Origin of the sequence: Rhodobacter ferrooxidans (assembly GCF_000176015.1) — a bacterium.
In the GTDB taxonomy this organism is placed as follows: domain Bacteria; phylum Pseudomonadota; class Alphaproteobacteria; order Rhodobacterales; family Rhodobacteraceae; genus Pseudorhodobacter_B; species Pseudorhodobacter_B ferrooxidans.
Map to the genome: position 1 here is coordinate 76,766 of NZ_ACYY01000004.1, position 17,224 is coordinate 93,989.

Annotated in this window: 12 protein-coding genes; 8 read left to right on the forward strand and 4 right to left on the reverse strand. The window is 66.8% G+C overall.

Going from position 1 to position 17,224, the window contains the following annotated elements; translation table 11 throughout:
• The first annotated feature begins 29 nt into the window (after window positions 1-29).
• From RSW2DRAFT_RS17815 to RSW2DRAFT_RS04360, 6 genes are read left to right on the forward strand one after another with little or no spacing between them, the layout of a single operon-like run.
• Window positions 30-197, forward strand: a complete 168-nt coding sequence (locus tag RSW2DRAFT_RS17815; RefSeq protein WP_008028424.1) for a hypothetical protein — start codon at window positions 30-32, stop codon at window positions 195-197.
• On the forward strand, window positions 194-8,494 hold the full coding sequence (locus RSW2DRAFT_RS04340) for a GH36-type glycosyl hydrolase domain-containing protein (protein ID WP_008028426.1): 8,301 nt from the start codon (window positions 194-196) through the stop codon (window positions 8,492-8,494). Before RSW2DRAFT_RS17815 ends, RSW2DRAFT_RS04340 begins: the two co-directional genes overlap by 4 nt.
• A complete protein-coding gene (locus RSW2DRAFT_RS17820; protein ID WP_040671588.1) occupies window positions 8,491-8,907 on the forward strand; it encodes a hypothetical protein in 417 nt (138 codons plus the stop codon). The genes RSW2DRAFT_RS04340 and RSW2DRAFT_RS17820 overlap by 4 nt, the downstream gene beginning before the upstream one ends.
• A 7-nt stretch (window positions 8,908-8,914) precedes the next feature.
• The gene (locus RSW2DRAFT_RS18220) at window positions 8,915-9,508 is read left to right on the forward strand and encodes a Fic family protein (RefSeq protein WP_269629441.1); all 594 of its coding nucleotides are present in this window, start codon (window positions 8,915-8,917) and stop codon (window positions 9,506-9,508) included.
• A gap of 12 nt (window positions 9,509-9,520) precedes the next feature.
• Complete coding sequence (locus tag RSW2DRAFT_RS04355; RefSeq protein ID WP_008028428.1) at window positions 9,521-10,843, forward strand: ABC1 kinase family protein; 1,323 nt, start codon at window positions 9,521-9,523, stop codon at window positions 10,841-10,843.
• Between the two features lie 18 nt (window positions 10,844-10,861).
• Complete coding sequence (locus tag RSW2DRAFT_RS04360) at window positions 10,862-11,869, forward strand: SLAC1 anion channel family protein (RefSeq protein WP_050786772.1); 1,008 nt, start codon at window positions 10,862-10,864, stop codon at window positions 11,867-11,869.
• 25 nt (window positions 11,870-11,894) lie between these two features.
• Here the strand turns inward: RSW2DRAFT_RS04360 and RSW2DRAFT_RS04365 are convergent, their stop codons facing one another.
• The 4 genes from RSW2DRAFT_RS04365 to RSW2DRAFT_RS04380 all read right to left on the reverse strand — a co-directional run bounded on the left by RSW2DRAFT_RS04365 (window position 11,895) and on the right by RSW2DRAFT_RS04380 (window position 14,253).
• A complete protein-coding gene (locus tag RSW2DRAFT_RS04365; protein WP_008028432.1) occupies window positions 11,895-12,275 on the reverse strand; it encodes a NifB/NifX family molybdenum-iron cluster-binding protein in 381 nt (126 codons plus the stop codon).
• A gap of 84 nt (window positions 12,276-12,359) precedes the next feature.
• A complete protein-coding gene (gene petA, locus RSW2DRAFT_RS04370) occupies window positions 12,360-12,929 on the reverse strand; it encodes a ubiquinol-cytochrome c reductase iron-sulfur subunit (RefSeq protein ID WP_008028436.1) in 570 nt (189 codons plus the stop codon).
• A 262-nt stretch (window positions 12,930-13,191) separates the two neighbouring features.
• The gene (locus RSW2DRAFT_RS04375) at window positions 13,192-13,794 is read right to left on the reverse strand and encodes a cytochrome b/b6 domain-containing protein (RefSeq protein ID WP_008028438.1); all 603 of its coding nucleotides are present in this window, start codon (window positions 13,792-13,794) and stop codon (window positions 13,192-13,194) included.
• Window positions 13,795-13,797: 3 nt separating this feature from the next.
• Window positions 13,798-14,253, reverse strand: coding sequence for a c-type cytochrome (locus RSW2DRAFT_RS04380; RefSeq protein ID WP_008028440.1), 456 nt, complete (start codon window positions 14,251-14,253; stop codon window positions 13,798-13,800).
• A 444-nt stretch (window positions 14,254-14,697) separates the two neighbouring features.
• Between RSW2DRAFT_RS04380 and RSW2DRAFT_RS04385 the strand changes: the two genes are divergently transcribed.
• The gene (locus tag RSW2DRAFT_RS04385) at window positions 14,698-16,179 is read left to right on the forward strand and encodes a sugar ABC transporter ATP-binding protein (RefSeq protein ID WP_008028442.1); all 1,482 of its coding nucleotides are present in this window, start codon (window positions 14,698-14,700) and stop codon (window positions 16,177-16,179) included.
• A 26-nt stretch (window positions 16,180-16,205) separates the two neighbouring features.
• The gene (locus RSW2DRAFT_RS04390; RefSeq protein ID WP_008028445.1) at window positions 16,206-17,201 is read left to right on the forward strand and encodes an ABC transporter permease; all 996 of its coding nucleotides are present in this window, start codon (window positions 16,206-16,208) and stop codon (window positions 17,199-17,201) included.
• Window positions 17,202-17,224: the final 23 nt, after the last annotated feature.

Below are 17,224 nucleotides of genomic sequence, written 5' to 3' on the forward strand. Positions count from 1 at the left end.
CGCAACGACAGGACCGAAAGGAGATGCAGATGCGCTGGGAAGAAATTGAAGCAGGCTGGATGGCGATGACCCGCCGCGTGCGGGCCGACTGGCCTTGTGCCGTGGCCGACAGCGCGCCGGTGGTGGCATTTCTTGATCCCGGCCGGGCGACGGATGCCAAAGCCGCCACCCCGCCGTTGGACGGGCCGATGCCGTGACATTGCGCTTTGGCTGGCACCCGCGCCGGGCCAGCCCTGACTTCTGGCAAGACCGGCGCGCCATCCGCGCCGACCTGTTCGGCACCGAACGGCTGGAGCATCATGCGCTGTCGCTGGCGGCGGTGCAAAAGCTGGCCAGTGGCCGGCCAGTCTCGGTGCGGCGGCTTTCGGCGCGGCTGAAGGATAATGCCGACACCCTGCTGGCCGCCTATCGCAGCAATGCCGCGGCCTTGCAGGCGGGTCAGCCGATCACCCCGGCGGCGGAATGGCTGCTGGACAATTTCCACACCGTCGAGGCGCAGGTGCGCCAGATCCGCGCCGACCTGCCGCCCGGCTATTACCGGCAGTTGCCCAAGCTGGCGGCGGGGCCGTTCGCCGGTTATCCGCGGGTGCTGGAACTGGCCTGGGCCTATGTCGCCCATACCGACAGCCTGTTTGCCGCCCCGGCGCTGACCCGTTTCGTGCAGGCCTATCAGACCGTGCAGCCGCTGACGATCGGTGAGCTTTGGGCCGTCGCCATCACCCTGCGCATCGTGATGATCGAGAACATGCGGCGGCTGTCGGTGCAGATCGTCGAGGCGGGGGTGGTGCGGTCGCAGGCCGATGCGCTGGTGGACAAGGTGCTGGCGGGGGCGCGTGGTGCGATGGCGGCGGTGGACCGCGGGCTGGCGGCACAGGGCGGTGAGGATGGCCCCGACATCTTCCTTGCCCAGATCGCCAAGCGGCTGCGCGGCGCCGACCCCAGCGACACGCCGCTGCTGGGCTGGCTGGAGGGGCGGCTGGCCGGGCAGGGCGCTTCGATCGACGCGGTGGTGACGGGGGCGCAGCAGCGGCAGGGCGCTGCCAACGTGACGATGCGCAATCTGGTCACCTCGATGCGGCTGCTTTCCGAACTGGACTGGGCCGAGTTCTTCGAGGCGGTCAGTCTGATTGATGTGCAACTGCGCCAGGGCAGCGATTTCGCCGCGATGGATTTCGCCACCCGCAACCAGTATCGCACCGCGATCGAGACTTTGGCGCGCGGCTCGGATTACAGCGAGACCGCGGTGACCGAGGCGGCGCTGGCCACCGGTAATCCGGGCAAGGCCTTGATCGGGCAGCAAAAACGGCTGCTGGAAACCGCGCTGGGGTTTCGCCCGCCGTGGCGGCTGCGGTTGCGGCGGCGGGTGCGCGGGCAGGGCCTGCCGGGATATCTGGGCGCGCTTGGCCTGGCCTCGGCCGCGGTGCTGGCCTTGGCTTTGGCGGCCAGCGGGGCCGGGGGCTGGAGTCTGGTGGCCCTGGCGCTGACCGGGCTTGCCGTGGCGGTTGAGGCCGGAACGGCGCTGGTCAATCTGGCGGTCACCCGCAGCCTCGGGCCGCGGCTGTTGCCCGGCATGGCACTGGAACATGGCATCCCGCCCGATCTGCGGGTGCTGGTGGCGGTGCCTGTCTTGCTGTCCGACGCCGCCGATCTGGCCCAGCAGATCGAGCGGCTGGAGGTGCATTTCCTGTCCTCGATCGGCGGGGCGGTGCATTATGCGCTGCTGTCGGATGGCCCCGATGCCGCCCTTGAGACCACGCCGCAGGATGCCGCGCTGTTTGCGCTTGCCACCGAAGGCATCGCCGCGCTGAACGCCCGCCACCCCGGCGAAGGCGGCAACCGCTTTTACCTGTTGCACCGCCACCGGCTGTGGAACCCCGCCGAGGGCGTCTGGATGGGGTGGGAGCGCAAGCGCGGCAAGCTGGTGGAACTCAACCGGCTGTTGCGCGGGGCCACCGACACCAGTTTTGCCCTGGGCCCGCCGCTGCCGCAGGACATCCGCTTTGTCATCACGCTGGACGCCGACACAAGGCTGATGCGCGACACCGTGCGGCGGATGGTCGGCAAGCTGGCGCATCCGTTGAACCGCGCCCGGCTGGACCCCGGCTTGCAGCGGGTGGTTTCGGGCTATGGCATCCTGCAGCCACGGGTCACGCCGTCGCTGCCGCTGGGGCAGGACGGCTCGATCTACCAGAAGGTATTCTCCAGCCCCGGGGGGATCGAGCCCTATGCGGCGGCCACCTCGGATGTCTATCAGGACCTGTTCGACGAGGGGTCGTTCACCGGCAAGGGCATTTATGATGTCGATGCCTTCCGGGCGGCGCTGGCCGGGCGGGTGCCGGAAAATGCGCTGCTCAGCCATGATCTGTTCGAAGGCGTGTTCGCGCGGGCGGGCCTCGCGTCCGACATTCAGGTGGTCGAGGATTTCCCGGCGCGGCAGGATGTCGATGCCCGCCGCCAGCACCGCTGGGTGCGCGGCGACTGGCAGTTGCTGCCGTGGTTGACGGGCAGGCGGCGGACGGTGGGGGGCCTGCCTGCGGTCGGGCGCTGGAAGATGGTGGACAATCTGCGCCGGTCGCTGCTGGCGCCGCTGACCTTAGCCAGCCTGCTGGCCGGGTGGCTGTTGCCGCAGGCGGGGGCCTGGACGCTGGCGGTGCTGGCGATGCTGGCCTTGCCGCATCTGCTGGCGCTGCCCTTTGCCATTTTGCCGGGGCGGGCGGGCATCACCTCGCGCAGTCATCTGGTGGCGTTGTGGGGCGATACCAAGGCGGCGCTGGCGCAGATCGGGCTGTCGCTGGTGTTGCTGGCCGATACCGCCTGGTTGCGGCTGGATGCGGTGGGGCGCAGCCTGATCCGGCTGGGTCTGACTCGGCGGCATCTGCTGGAGTGGATGACGGCGGCGCAGTCCGGCGGCGGGGCGGTGCCGGGGTTTGCCGCGCAATACCGGGCGCGGGCGGGCGGGGTGGTGCTGGGTCTGGGATGCTGCGGGTTGGCGCTGGCGGTGAACCCGGCCAGCCTGCCGGTGGTGCTGCCGTTCGCGCTGCTGTGGCTGGCCGCCCCCGAGGTGGCCCGCCGCATCAGCCTGCCGCGCGCGCCGCGGGCCGCAGCCCCGTTGTCGCCCGCCGAAGCGCAAGCCCTGCGGCTGATCGCCCGCCGCACCTGGCGCTATTTCGAGACCTTCGTGACCGAGGCCGACAGTTTCCTTCCGCCCGACAACTTTCAGGAAACCCCGCGCCCCGCGGTGGCGCATCGCACCTCGCCCACCAATATCGGGCTTTATCTGTTGTCGGTGACGGTGGCGCAGGACATGGGCTGGATCGGTGCCGCCGAGGCGGTGACCCGACTGGAACAGACCTTGCAGACCCTGCACCGCATGCCGCGGCATCGCGGTCACCTGTTCAACTGGCACGACACCCGCGATCTGCAAGTGCTTGCGCCGGCTTATGTTTCCTCGGTCGATAGCGGCAATCTGGCCGGCCATCTGATCGCGGTGGCGCAGGCGGTCGAGGCGATGCAGCCGGTCGATCCGATGGCCGGGGCGCGGGATGTGCTGCTGCTGGCGCAGGCTTGCGACCCCTGCCCACCGCTGGCCGAGGCGCTGGCGCGGCTGGCGGCCGACCCGCTGAACCTGACCCTTGCCACCGAGGCGGTGGTGCTGGCCGAGGCGCAGGGCGCCAACCCCGAGGCGCTGTTCTGGACCCGGGCAATGGCCGCCAGCCTTGCCGGTGACCAAGGCCAAGTGGCGCCCGACCGGCTGCGCGGCGTGGCGCAGATGGCCCGCAGCTTTGCCATGGCGATGGATTTCGGCTTTCTTCTGCACCCGGAAAAGGAACTGCTGTCGATCGGCTTTGACGTGTCCACCAACGCGCTGGACACCAATTGCTATGACCTGCTGGCCTCGGAGGCCCGGCTTGCCAGCCTGTTTGCCATTGCCAAGGGCGATGTGCCGACCCGGCACTGGTTCCGCCTTGGCCGTGCCGCCACGCCCATCGGTGCCGGGTCGGCGCTGATCTCGTGGTCGGGCAGCATGTTCGAATATCTGATGCCGGCGCTGGTGATGCGCGCCCCGGTGGGGTCGGTGCTGAACGAGACCAACCGCCGGGTGGTGCAGCGCCAGCGCGCTTACGCTGATGGCATCGGCCTGCCCTGGGGCATCTCGGAATCCGCCTTCAACGCCCGCGATCTGGAGATGACCTACCAGTATTCCAACTTTGGCGTGCCGGGGCTGGGGCTGAAACGCGGGCTGGCCGAGAACCGGGTGATCGCCCCCTATGCCACGGCGCTGGCGGCGATGGTGGACCCAAGGGCGGCGTTGCAGAACTTTGCCCGGCTGGCAGCGATGGGTGCCACCGGCCCGCACGGCTTTTACGAGGCGCTGGATTTCACCGCTTCGCGGCTGCCTGCCGATGGGCAGATGGCCATCGTGCGCAGCTTCATGGCGCATCATCAGGGCATGACCATCACCGCGCTGGCCAATGTGGTGCAAAACGGGCGGCTCAGGGCGCGGTTTCATGCCGAGCCGATGATCCAGGCGGTCGAGCTTTTGTTGCAGGAACGGGTGCCGCGCGATGCCAATGCCGCAGCGCCGCGCGCCACCGATGTGCAGGTCTCGCCAGCAGCCCAGGTGCCGCAGGCCCGGGCGCGGCATTTCGACAACCCGGCAGCGGCGGTGCCGACGGCGCATCTTTTGTCGAACGGCAGCTATGGCGTGATGCTGACACCGACCGGCGAGGGTTTCAGCCGCTGGCGTGACATGGCCATCAGCCGCTGGCGGCCCGAGGGTGGCCATGGCGGTTTCGTGTTCCTGCGCGATACCCGCAGCGGCGCGCTGTGGTCGGCGGCCTTGCAGCCCACCGGGCAGGACGCCGCCCACCATGCGGCCAATTTCGCCGAGCATCACGCCGCCTTCACCCATCACGGGCCGGGGCTGACCACCCGCACCGAGGTCGTGGTCTCGGGCGAGGATGATGCCGAGGCGCGGCGGGTGACGCTGACCAACACCGGACGGCGGGGCCGTGAGATCGAGGTGACCTCTTACGCCGAACTGGTGCTGGCCAGGGCTGCCGCCGACCTCGCGCATCCGGCGTTTTCCAAGCTGTTCGTGGTGACCGATTTCCTGCCGGAACTGGGCGTGCTGATCGCCAGCCGCCGCCGTCGCGACCCTGCCGACCCCGAGGTTTGGGCGGCCCACATCGCCGTGGTCGAGGGCGAGGAAACTGCCCCGCTGCAATACGAGACCGACCGCGCCGCCTTTATCGGTCGCGGCCAGAACATGGCGACGGCGGCGCTGGCCGCACAGCCGTTGACCGGCAGCATCGGCACGGTGCTGGACCCGGTGTTCAGCCTGCGCCGCCGGGTTCTGGTGCCGCCGGGCGGGCGGGCGCGGGTGACGTTCTGGACCATGCTCGCTGATACCCCCGAGGCGCTGCTGGCGCTGGTGGACCGCCACCGCGAGCCTTCGGCCTTTGGCCGGGCGGTGACGCTTTCGTGGACCCAAAGCCAGGTGCAGTTGCGCCATCATGGCGTGACCGAAGCATCGGCGGTGGATTTCCAGCGGCTGGGCGGCATGCTGATCCGCCATGACGCGCGGCTGCGGGCGTCGGCTGCGAAAATCCTGGCCGGGGCGGCGGCGCAATCGCGGCTTTGGGGCATGGGGATCTCGGGCGATCTGCCGATCCTGCTGCTGGTGATCGGTGATACCGAAGACCTGTCGCGGCTGCACGAGGCTTTGGCCGCGCAGGATTACTGGCGGATGCGGCAACTGGCGGTCGATCTGGTGATCCTGAACGACCATTCCTCGTCTTATGTGCAGGATTTGCAGATCGCCATCGAAACCGCCGTGCGTTCGGTGCAGGCGCGCCCGAAGATCGAGGGCCACGGGGTGCAAGGGGCGGTGCATCTGGTGCGCGCCGATCTGGCGCCGCCCGAGGCCCGCGCGCTGCTGTTCGCCGCCGCCGATGTGGTGCTGCTGGCCAGCCGTGGCGGCATTGCCGAGCATCTGGACCGGCTGCCCGAGACCCTGGTCGCCGCACCGCCCGCGCATCTGGTGGCACTGCGCCCCGATGCGCCGCAGCCCATGCCGGCGCTGGAGTTTTTCAACGGCATCGGTGGTTTTGCCGATCAGGGCCGCGAATACGTTACCGTGCTTGACGGCGGCGCCACCACCCCCGCGCCCTGGATCAACGTGATCGCCAATCCGACCTTCGGCTTTCAGGTTTCGGCCGAGGGCAGCGGGTTTACCTGGGCGGAAAACAGCCGCGAGAACCAGGTGACGCCGTGGTCGAACGACCCGGTCAGTGATCCTTCGGGCGAGGCGTTCTATCTGCACGATCTGGAAACGGGGCAGGTCTGGACCCCAACCGCGCTGCCGATCCGCGGCCCGGGCCGTTATACCGCCCGGCATGGCTTTGGCTATTCGGTGTTCCAACACGCGGGGCAGGGTATCGACGCGGAGCTTTTGCAGTTCGTGCCCATGGATGCGGCGGTCAAGGTCAGCCGGTTGCGGCTGCGCAATGGCTCGAACCGGCTGCGGCATCTGGCGGTGACCGGCTACGCCACTTTGGTTCTGGGGCCATCGCGCAGCGCCACCATGGGGCATCTGATCACCAGCGTCGATGCGGCCACTGGTGCTGTGCTGGCGCAGAACCCGCGCAGCGATGCCTTTGCCGGGCGGGTGGCCTTTGCCGACTTCGGTGGCCAGACCAGCCTGACCTGCGACCGCGCCGGGTTTCTGGGGCGCGGCGGCATGGCCGACCCTGTGGCGCTGCATGCGGGGCCTTTGAACGGGCGTTGCGGCCCGGCGCTGGACGCCTGTGCCGCCCTGCAACGCCGCATCACCCTGCAACCCGGCGAGGCGGTGGACCTGACTTTCCTGCTGGGGCAGGCCGGTTCGGCGGAAGCGGCCAGCGCCCTGATCCTTGCCACCCGCGCCCGCGGTCCGCAGGCCATGCTGGATCAGGTGACGGCGCATTGGACCGGGCTGTTGGGGTCGGTGCAGATCACCTCGCCGGATCGGGCGATGGACATAATGCTGAACGGCTGGCTGCTGTATCAGACCCTCGCCTGCCGGATCTGGGCGCGGGCCGGGTTCTATCAGGCCAGCGGCGCCTATGGTTTCCGCGACCAGTTGCAGGACGGCATGGCGCTGACCAGCCTGCGCCCCGAGATCACAAGGGCGTATCTTTTGCGCGCCGCCTCCCGGCAGTTCCCCGAGGGCGACGTGCAGCACTGGTGGCTGCCACATTCGGGGCAGGGGGTGCGCACCCGCATCTCGGATGACCGGGTGTGGCTGGCCTATGCGGCGGCGCAATATGTGCAGGTGTCGGGCGACCGGGCGGTGTTCGACGAAGTGCTGCCGTTCCTGGACGGCCCGCCGCTGGCGCCCGGCGTGGCGGATGATTTCTTTCAGCCGCAGGTGTCGGACACCACCGCCAGCCTGTTCGAGCATTGCGCGCTGGGCCTCGATCAGGCCATTTCCCTGACCGGCGCCAACGGCATGCCGCTGATCGGCACCGGCGACTGGAATGACGGGATGAACCGGGTGGGGGCGGGTGGCCGCGGCACCAGTGTCTGGCTGGGCTGGCTGCTGATCGCCACCTTGCGGGCGATGGCGCCGCATGCCGAGAGCCGCGATCCGGCGCGGGCGGTGGCGTGGCTGGCGCATGCGGATGCCGTGGCTGCGGCGATCGAGCGCGACGGCTGGGATGGCGAATGGTATCGCCGCGGCACCTATGACGACGGCACGCTGCTGGGCTCGGCCAGTTCCGAGGAATGTCGCATTGATCAGATTGCCCAAAGCTGGGCAGTGCTGTCGGGTGCCGCCGACCCTGCCCGTGCCGCCACCGCCATGGCCTCGGTCAACCAGCAGCTGATCCGCCCCGCGCCCGGCCTGGCCCTGCTGTTCACCCCGCCGTTCGAGCGCAGCCTGCAAGACCCCGGCTATATCAAGGGCTACCCGCCCGGCCTGCGCGAGAACGGCGGGCAGTATTCGCACGCCGCGATGTGGGCGATTCTGGCGCAGGCGCGGCTGGGCCATGGTGACGCGGCGCAGGGGCTGTTCGCGCTGCTGAACCCGATCAACCACGCCCTGACCCCCGCCGCCGCTCACCGCTACAAGCTGGAGCCCTATGTCATTGCCGCCGATGTCTATTCCACCGCCCCGCACGAGGGTCGCGGCGGCTGGAGCTGGTATACCGGCTCTGCCGCCTGGATGTATCGGGCCGGGATCGAGGGAGTGGCGGGGCTGACCGCGCAGGGCGACGTGCTGACCTTCGATCCCTGTATTCCCAAGGCCTGGCCGTCGCTGACCCTGCGGCTGGCGCAACCCGGGATCGCGGTGACCATCACCATCCTGAACCCCGACCACAGCGGCACCGGCGTGCGGCGTGCCACGCTGAACGGTCGCGAAATGGGCGTGCAGTCCGGACGCCTGACCCTGCGCCGCGCCGATCTGCAAGGGCATCTGGAGATTGTTCTGGGGCATCTCGGGCGGGGTTGACCTGGGTCGGCTTCGTCGAGAAGGCATGTCGGCACAGGCAGCCGAGGTTCGAAGGCAGGTCGGTGCTCTGGCGGCCGATCAACCTTGACGATCTTGGCTTTCGAGCCGTCATCGACTGGATCGAAATTCAGGTCAAGCGCGGCGGGCGCACCCAGGTTCAGTGGGTTCAAGGTGACTTGAAGACCTTCCTGCCGCGCGACAGCTGGATCGACCCCATCACTCCCGGAGAGCCGTTCGATGTCGGGCCCATCGGTGGCGGCGGCAGGTGGCTTGTTTGCGCCGTGATGGCGTTCCACCGACGATTTCGTGAAGCAATCTTGCAGCCGGTCTGCCGGAGAGCGAGGGCGCGCGCCGCGAGGTCAGGTCAGAGAGAATTCCGCCGCGTCATGTCAACGGACCGCCATTTTCCCTGACATGTGCATGCTGTCATGTAAAAGAAATCGCGTTTCGCCAACATATCGCGGAGCACATTCAAAGCCGACCAAAACGGTCCCCGACCTGCCACCTCAGGACGCAAACGAAATCCTGGCGCAGATGACCGCGCTGGAGCGATTTATCAACGATGACACGGTTTGCGACCTTGATCCGCTGATCAAGATGGCGCTGATCCATCACCGGTTCGAAAGCATCCACCCGTTTCCCGATGGCAACGGGCGGATCGGGCGCATCCTGAACGTGCTTTACCTGCCGCGCCACATCACCCGGAACACGCCCGACTCGGCGGCGCCACTCCCCAAGGCAGGGCTGGCATGGGGCGCTTTTTTTCAACACGCAACAGCCCCTCTGGCATGTCGCCCGGTATCGGGGCTTCAAACCCAAAACCCGTGTTGCCCTGCTCGAATTTCTGCACCTGCGGCGATTTCCGGTCGCCTCCCGAGTGGAAAACCAACCGCGGCTTTTTACGGTATTCGACGCCACATCGGCCGGTCTGTGACAACGTCACCGACGCGGCGGCGAAATGCGGTTAAGCCACGGGTTCTCCGACCGTTCCCGGCCCGATCTGCCCGCATTTGAAGGAAGCCCCCCTTGCCGCATCGCAAATATCAGGCCCCCGGCCTTGCCGTTCCCAGCGGCCGTCTGTCCAGACTGGCGCGGTTTGGCGGGCTGGCCTCGGGCATTGCCGGCAACATGGTGCTGGATGGGGCAAAGCAGTTTGCGCGCGGCAAGCGCCCAAGCATGAGCGACCTGTTGCTGACCCCGGCCAATGCGCTGAAAGTCACGCATCAGCTGGCGCAATTGCGCGGGGCGGCGATGAAGATCGGCCAGCTGATGTCGATGGACGCGGGCGAGTTGCTGCCGCCGGAACTGGCCGACATTCTGGGGCGGCTGCGCGCCGATGCCCAGCACATGCCGCAGGGGCAACTGACGGCGGCGCTTGGCCTGCGCTGGGGCAAGGGCTGGCAGGACCGTTTCGCGCAGTTTTCGCTGGCGCCGATGGCGGCGGCCTCGATCGGGCAGGTGCACCGGGCGCAGACCGTCGATGGCCGTGATCTGGCGATCAAGATCCAATACCCCGGCGTCCGGCACAGCATCGACAGCGACGTGAACAACGTGGCGGCGCTGATGAAGATGTCGGGGATTCTGCCGAAAACGCTGGACATCACGCCGATGCTGGCCGAGGCCAAGCGGCAGTTGCATGAAGAGGCCGACTACAAGCGCGAGGCGCATTATCTGGCGCGGTTCGGCACGTTGCTGGCCGATGCGCCTGAATTTCAGGTGCCGGACCTGCACCGCGACCTTTCCACCGATACCATCTTGGCGATGACCTATCTGGAGGGCGTGCCGGTGGAATCGCTGGTCGATGCGCCGCAGGAAACCCGCGACCGGGTGATGACGCTGCTGGTCGGCCTGCTGTTCCGCGAGCTGTTCGAGTTTCACTTGATGCAGACCGACCCGAACTTTGCCAACTACCGCTACAACCCCGACACCGGGCAGATCGTGCTCTTGGATTTCGGTGCGACGCGGGAATTTACCCCCGAACTGGTTGCGGCCCACCGGGCGCTGATGCGGGCGGGGCTGGAGGGTGACGGCGCAATGGTGCGGCAGGCGGCGCTGGATATGGGCCTGCTTAGCCCCAGCACCCCGGCTGATGTGGTCGATACCGCCATGGCGATGTTCGAGCTGGCAATCGAGCCGATCCGGCGCGGTGGCGCCTATGATTTCGCCAACACCGACCTGACCTCCCGGATGCGCGACGAAGGCATGGCGCTGGCGACCCGGCGCGACGTCTGGCACATTCCGCCGATCGAGACGCTGTTCCTGCAGCGCAAGTTTGGCGGCGTGTATTTTCTGGCCAGCCGCCTGAAGGCGCGGGTCGATGTGCGGGCGGTGCTGGAGCAATACCTGTAGCCCGCCCTTGCAATGCCGATGAAAAAGGAGATCACCGTGATCACCACCGCGCCGACCCTTCCGGCCCGCCACAGCCGTCTGGAACATTTTCCGATCACCTTCTTTGCCACGACCATGGGGCTTGGCGGCTTTACGCTGGCCTTGCGGGCGGCGGCGGTGCCGCTTGGGCTTGGCCCCACGCCGTTCCGGGTGGCGCTGGCGACCACCGCCGGGGTGTTCGCGCTGCTGGCGCTGGTCTATCTGCTGAAAGCCGCGTTCCACTGGCGCGCCGTGGCGGCCGAATGGCAGCATCCGGTGCGGCTGGCGTTCTTTCCCACCATCTCGGTGTCGATCCTGCTGTTGGCCAGCGCGCTGCTGTCCGAGGCACCAAGGCTGGCCGAGGCGTTGTGGATCTTTGGCACCGCGTTGCAGGCGGTGCTGACGCTGGCGGTGATTTCAAGCTGGATCGGCACCCGCGCCTTCCAGCATGGCCATCTGAACCCGGCCTGGTTCATTCCGGCGGTGGGCAACGTGATCGTGCCGATTGCCGGGGCGCAACTGGGGTATATGGAACTGTCGTTCCTGTTCTTCTCGGGCGGGCTGATCTTCTGGCTGGTGCTGCTGACCATGGTGTTCAACCGGCTGGTGTTTCACGACCCGATGCCGGGGCGGTTGCAACCGACGCTGGTGATCATGATCGCCCCGCCGGCGATTGCCTTCATCGCCTGGGTGCGGATGAGCGGTGCCACCGGCGGTATTGATGCCTTCGGCCACATCCTGCTGAGTCTGGGCTATGTGTTTGCCGCCCTTGTGGTGCTGCAACTGCCGCGCATCCTGCGGCTGCCATTTGCGATGTCGTTCTGGGCGCTCAGCTTTCCGGTGGCGGGGCTGACCATCGCCAGCTTCCTTTACGCCGAACGGGCCGGATCAGCGCCGCATCTTGTGATCGGCGCGGGCCTGCTGATGGTGCTGGCGCTGATCATCGTTTCGCTGGTTCTGCGCACCCTGCTGGCGATGATCCGCGGCCAGGTCTGCGTGCCCGAATAGGGCGCACAGTCTTGCGGGGCAGGTCTTAGTGACCCGGCCCGCCACAGCCGCAGCCGTCGTCATCGTCATGGTCATGCGGTGCGGCGGCAGACAGGCTGCCCGCCAGATAGCCGGTGATCGCCGCCACCGGGTCGGTTTCGGCGGTGGCCACCGCAATCACCCCGCGCGCCGCCAGCCGCCGCACGAAGCCGTCACCGGCACTGGCGGCAATCACCACGGCCACACTGTCCAGCGGATGCGGGCCATCGCCGCGAAACTCGTGGATCGAGAGGTCCTTCGGCAGATCGAACCGCTCGACCTCGCGCGGCGTTTGACCGGTTTCGGCTTCATACACCAGAAAGCGGCGGGTCTTGCCGGCGTGGCCGGTGACGGTGCGGAAGTTCTGGCTGGCAATGGCAAAGCGCATGGGTGTTTTCCTTGGGTGGTATCGGCAAATATGATGCGCGCCCGGCGTCGTGCCGGGCGGCGCGCAGGTCATGGCCGGGGCGGGTCAGACGTTCTCGCCAAGCTGGATCGTGGTGTCATCGACGAATTTCGACACCGGAACCGGCAGGTTTTCCGGCGCCGGGCCTTTGCGGATGCGCCCGGCGCTGTCGTAATGCGAGCCGTGGCAGGGGCAGAACCAGCCACCGAAATCGCCGGCATCGCCCAGCGGCACGCAGCCCAGGTGGGTGCAGACCCCCATCATCACCAGCCATTCGCCCGCCGCATCAATGGTGCGGTTGCCGTCGGCGGCATCGGCCGTCCTGGCGATATTGGCGTTGCGCGCCACCGGATCGACCAGTTCGTTCAGCGCGATCGAGCGGCCAAGCGCGATGTCGGCCTCGGTCCGCCGACGGATGAACACCGGCTTGCCGCGCCATTTGACGGTCAATTGGGTGCCGACCTCGACACCGCTGACATCGACCCGCAGAACCGAAAGCGACAACACATCTGCCGAGGGATTCATCTGGTCGATCATCGGCCAGACTGCGGCGCCCGAGGCGACAACTCCGGCGCCGATGGTGGCATAGGTCAAAAGATCCCTGCGACCGCTGTCGATTTCTTCGGACATGGACATGAGATGTTCCTTCGTTGATAGGGGATTGCCGGGAAAGACCGCCCAAACGGACTCCCGCAGGTTCTGTGCCGATTGTCGCAAACATCGCCGCGGGCACCTTGCCATTGCGGCGGTTCACCGGGTGATGCGTTGACTTACGCAGCACCCGGATGGTTTGTATGTGACATTATCACATTACAGAGCCGATCCTGCCGCATCTGCCCGCGACAAACCGGCGCGGCATTGGCAAGGGCAGTGTAACTGGATGAAATTGCATCTGATTTCAGCCCTTCTTCAGCACGGCCTTGCGGCCGGTCAGCATCGGGCGGATCAGGTCTTCGTGCTTCCACAGGCGGTAGAAATAGATCACCGCGACATGCAGCAGCACCATGGCCGCCAGCAGATTGCCCAGAATGTCATGCAGCCCCAGCGCGGTGCGCGCGGTATCGGTTCCCACAAGCCCGGCCAGCGGGCCTGCGTTGATGTAATCCTCGGGGTCGGCAATCAGGCCGGTCGCGACCTGCGCCAGCAGCACCGCAAGCAGGCCGATCACGAACAGCCCGCCCATCGGATTGTGGCCGGGCCAGTAACTGGGCTTTCGTGCGCCCATCTTGCGCAGATACGCCAGCACGGCGCGCGGACCGTAGATAAAGCTGGAAAACCGCGCGCGGCGCGGGCCGAACAGCCCCCACAGCACGCGGAAGGCCAAAAGCCCGATCACCGCATAGCCGAACCAGAAATGCAGCGTCATCTGGTCCGGGCCAAAGCGGCCAAGACCCCAGGCCGCCGCAACGCTGATCGCCAGCGCCCAGTGGAACACCCGCAGCAGCGGATCCCACAACACCACGGTCTCGACGGGTTCGGAAGGCAGGATCGGGCTGGTCATGGCTTAGTAGTCCTTGGCGCGGTAGTCGTCGTGGCAGGACTTGCAGGCACCGCCCAGCTTGCCGACCGCAGGGGCCAGCGCCTCGACGCCGTTGCCCGCAACCGCGGCCAGTTCGGTGATGGCTTCGCCCATGGCTTTGCCTTTCGCGCCATAGCCGGCCATGTCTTCCCAGATCTTCGGCAAGGCACGGGTCTTGCCCGGCAGGTCGGCGTTCGAGGTGCCGGGCACCAGCAGATCGTCGTGCAGATAGGCCGTCAGCGTCACCATGTCGGCGGCATGCGCCTGAGCGATGGTAGCGTCATAGGGCATGTCGCCCTTGGCCATGGCCGCCAGCGGACCCATTTCGGTGCCCAGCAGGGTGAAATAGGCAATCCGCGGCGCGGCCGGGTTCCGGGCCTCCTCGGCGCAAGCAATGCCAGGCAAGGCAAGGGCCAGAGTGACGAACAGGGCTTTCTGCATCGGTGTCTCCTTTTTGATCAGACAAGATTGGACGTAGTCATTGAACGCGCCGGTCCTACCGATCCGGCGCAACTTTCGCGGGTTCTGGCTGCGACAGATTGACAGGTTCCGGCTGGCAGCCGCGAAACGGGCCTGGGTGGCCGCCTTTCCCGATCGCTGACCAAAACCTTGGCTGGTCCGGTTGCCCCGGATTGGTCGGAAATCCGCGCGAGGCAAGCTTGGGTTTCATCGGCATCCAACTGGCCTTGAGCGCGCGATTCGCGGCTGCGAACTGGCCACAATCGGGCATTGATCAATCCTGGCGCCATTAGATGGCATTCAATTATATGATTCGAAATGATTTTATAAGAAACCGAACAAAATTCGGATTTCTTTTGACAATAGTCAGAACCAGCAGACAATATCAACTTGTCGGCTGTGTCGGGCGACATGAGGGGGGAGATTTTGGCAGAAGCTCTGCTCCAGGTCCGGGGGCTGAAGAAGCACTTCGGTGGTGTTGCTGCGCTCAGCAACGGCCAGTTCTGCCTGATGCCGGGCAGTGTTCATGCCTTGTGCGGCGGCAATGGTGCGGGCAAATCGACCTTTCTGACCATCGTGATGGGCATCCAGGACCGTGACGCCGGCATCATCCTGCGCAATGGCCGCGAGGTGGTTTTTGCCAAACCGTCAGACGCCCACGCCGCCGGCATCAGCATCATCGAGCAGGAGCTTGGCCCGATTCCGGCAATGACCGTGGCCGAAAACATCTTTCTTGGCCGCGAGCCGCTGGCCCGGTTCGGGAGGGTGGATTTCGCCTCGATGAACCGCCGCGCGCAGGAATTGCTGGACAGTCTGGAGTTCGGCATTTCGGCCAGAACCGTGATGATGGACCTGACGGTGGCCGAAATGCAGCTGGTCGAGATTGCCAAGGCGCTGTCGCATGATGCCGAGGTGATCATCATGGACGAGCCGACCTCGGCGCTGGGCGGGGCCGAGGCGAGCCGGCTGTTTGCCGCGATTGGCCGGCTGAAGGCGGCGGGCAAGGGCATCATCTATGTCAGCCACCGGCTGTCGGAAATCTTCCAGATCGCTGACAGCTACACCGTGTTCCGTGACGGCGAATTCGTCGGTGAAGGCGCGATTGCCGACGTCAGCCGCGAGGCGCTGATCCAGATGATCGTCGGGCGCCCGCTGACCGAGGAATTCGTGAAGGAAAACACGCCCGGCGACGAGGTGGCGCTGTCGGTGCGGCATCTGAATGCGCTGGACTGGGTCAAGGACATCTCTTTCGACGCGCATCGCGGCGAGATTCTGGTGCTTTACGGGCTGATGGGGTCGGGACGCAGCGAGGTGTTCGAACGCCTCTGGGGGTTAAGCGAGGACCGCGGCGGCGAGGTGCGGCTGTTCGGCCAGCCGACCAACATCCGCAAGCCGGCGCAGGCCATCGCGCAGGGGCTGGCCTTCGTCACCGAGGACCGCAAGGAAACCGGGCTGGTGCTGACCTCGGACGTGCGTGCCAACCTGTGCCTGGCGCATCTGGACCAGTTGCGGCTGGGGCCGGTGATGCTGAAGCGGCGCGAGGCGGCGGCGTCGCAGCGGATGATCGACGCCTTCTCGATCAAGACCCCGTCCGACCGGCTGGAGGTTTCCGGGCTGTCGGGCGGCAATCAGCAGAAGGTGGTGCTGGGGCGCTGGTTCATGACCGATCCCAAGGTGCTGATGCTGGACGAGCCGACCCGCGGTGTCGATGTCGGTGCCAAGCGCGAGATCTACCGCATCATGTCGGAATTCGCCAAGGCGGGCGGGGCGGTGGTGATGATCAGTTCCGAAGCCGACGAGGTGCTGGGCATGGCCGACCGCGTGGTGGTGCTGCGCGACGGCCGGATCAGTGGCGTGCTGGAACGGGCCGAACTGTCGGCCGAATCCCTGCTGCATCTGGCGGCATGACCATGACCCCCAGAGGAACGCCCCAGATGCCCGGAACACCCAGCCAGAGCCGCAATTTCAAGCTGCTGGTCGCGCAATACGGCCAGAAATACGGCATCCTTGTCGCCCTGGTTCTGGTCTGCGTCATCCTTGCCTTTGCCAACGAATACTTCCTGACCACACGCAATCTGGTCAACGTGCTGCGGCAGACCTCGATCAACGGCATCCTGGCGATCGGGATGACCTTCGTGATCCTGACCCGGGGCATCGACCTGTCGGTGGGGTCGGTGGTGGCGCTGGCCGGGGTGGTTTCGGCGTCGTTTGCCACCACGGCAACCACGGCGATGGTGCCTGGCGGGCCTTATCCGGCGGTGTTCGCGCTGGCGATCGGCGTGCTGGTGGGGGTGGTTTGCGGTCTGATCAACGGCGTGATCGTGGCGTTTTTCCGGGTGCCGTCGTTTGTGGCCACGCTGGGCATGCTGTCGGCGGCGCGCGGGCTGACGCTGCTTTATGCCGGTGGCAAGCCGGTGCCGGCGCTGACCGACAGTTTCCGCTACATCGGCACCGAGTCGATCCTTGGGGTGCCGATGCCGGTGGTGCTGTTCGCGCTGGTGTTCTTTGCCTCGCTGTGGGTGCTGACCTCGACCCGGTTCGGCCGCCATGTCTATGCCGCCGGCGGCAACCCGCATGCCGCCCGGGTGTCGGGGGTGAACGTCAACCGGGTGCGGCTGCTGGTCTATGTGATCTCGGGCGGGCTGGCGGGGGCGGCGGGGATGATCCTTGCGGCGCGGACCGGCTCGGCGCTGACCCAGGCGGGGATTGCCTACGAGCTTGACGCGATTGCCGCGGTGGTGATCGGCGGCACCTCGCTTTCGGGCGGCGTCGGCAAGGTGACCGGCACGCTGATCGGCGCGCTGCTGATTGCCGTCGTCAACAACGGCCTCGATCTGATGGGGGTGGAGTCCTACTACCAGCAGGTCATCAAGGGGATGCTCATCGTTGCCGCGGTCATGCTTGACCAGGCGCGCTCGAAGCAGGCCTGACCACAAGGGCAGGCCTGACCGTA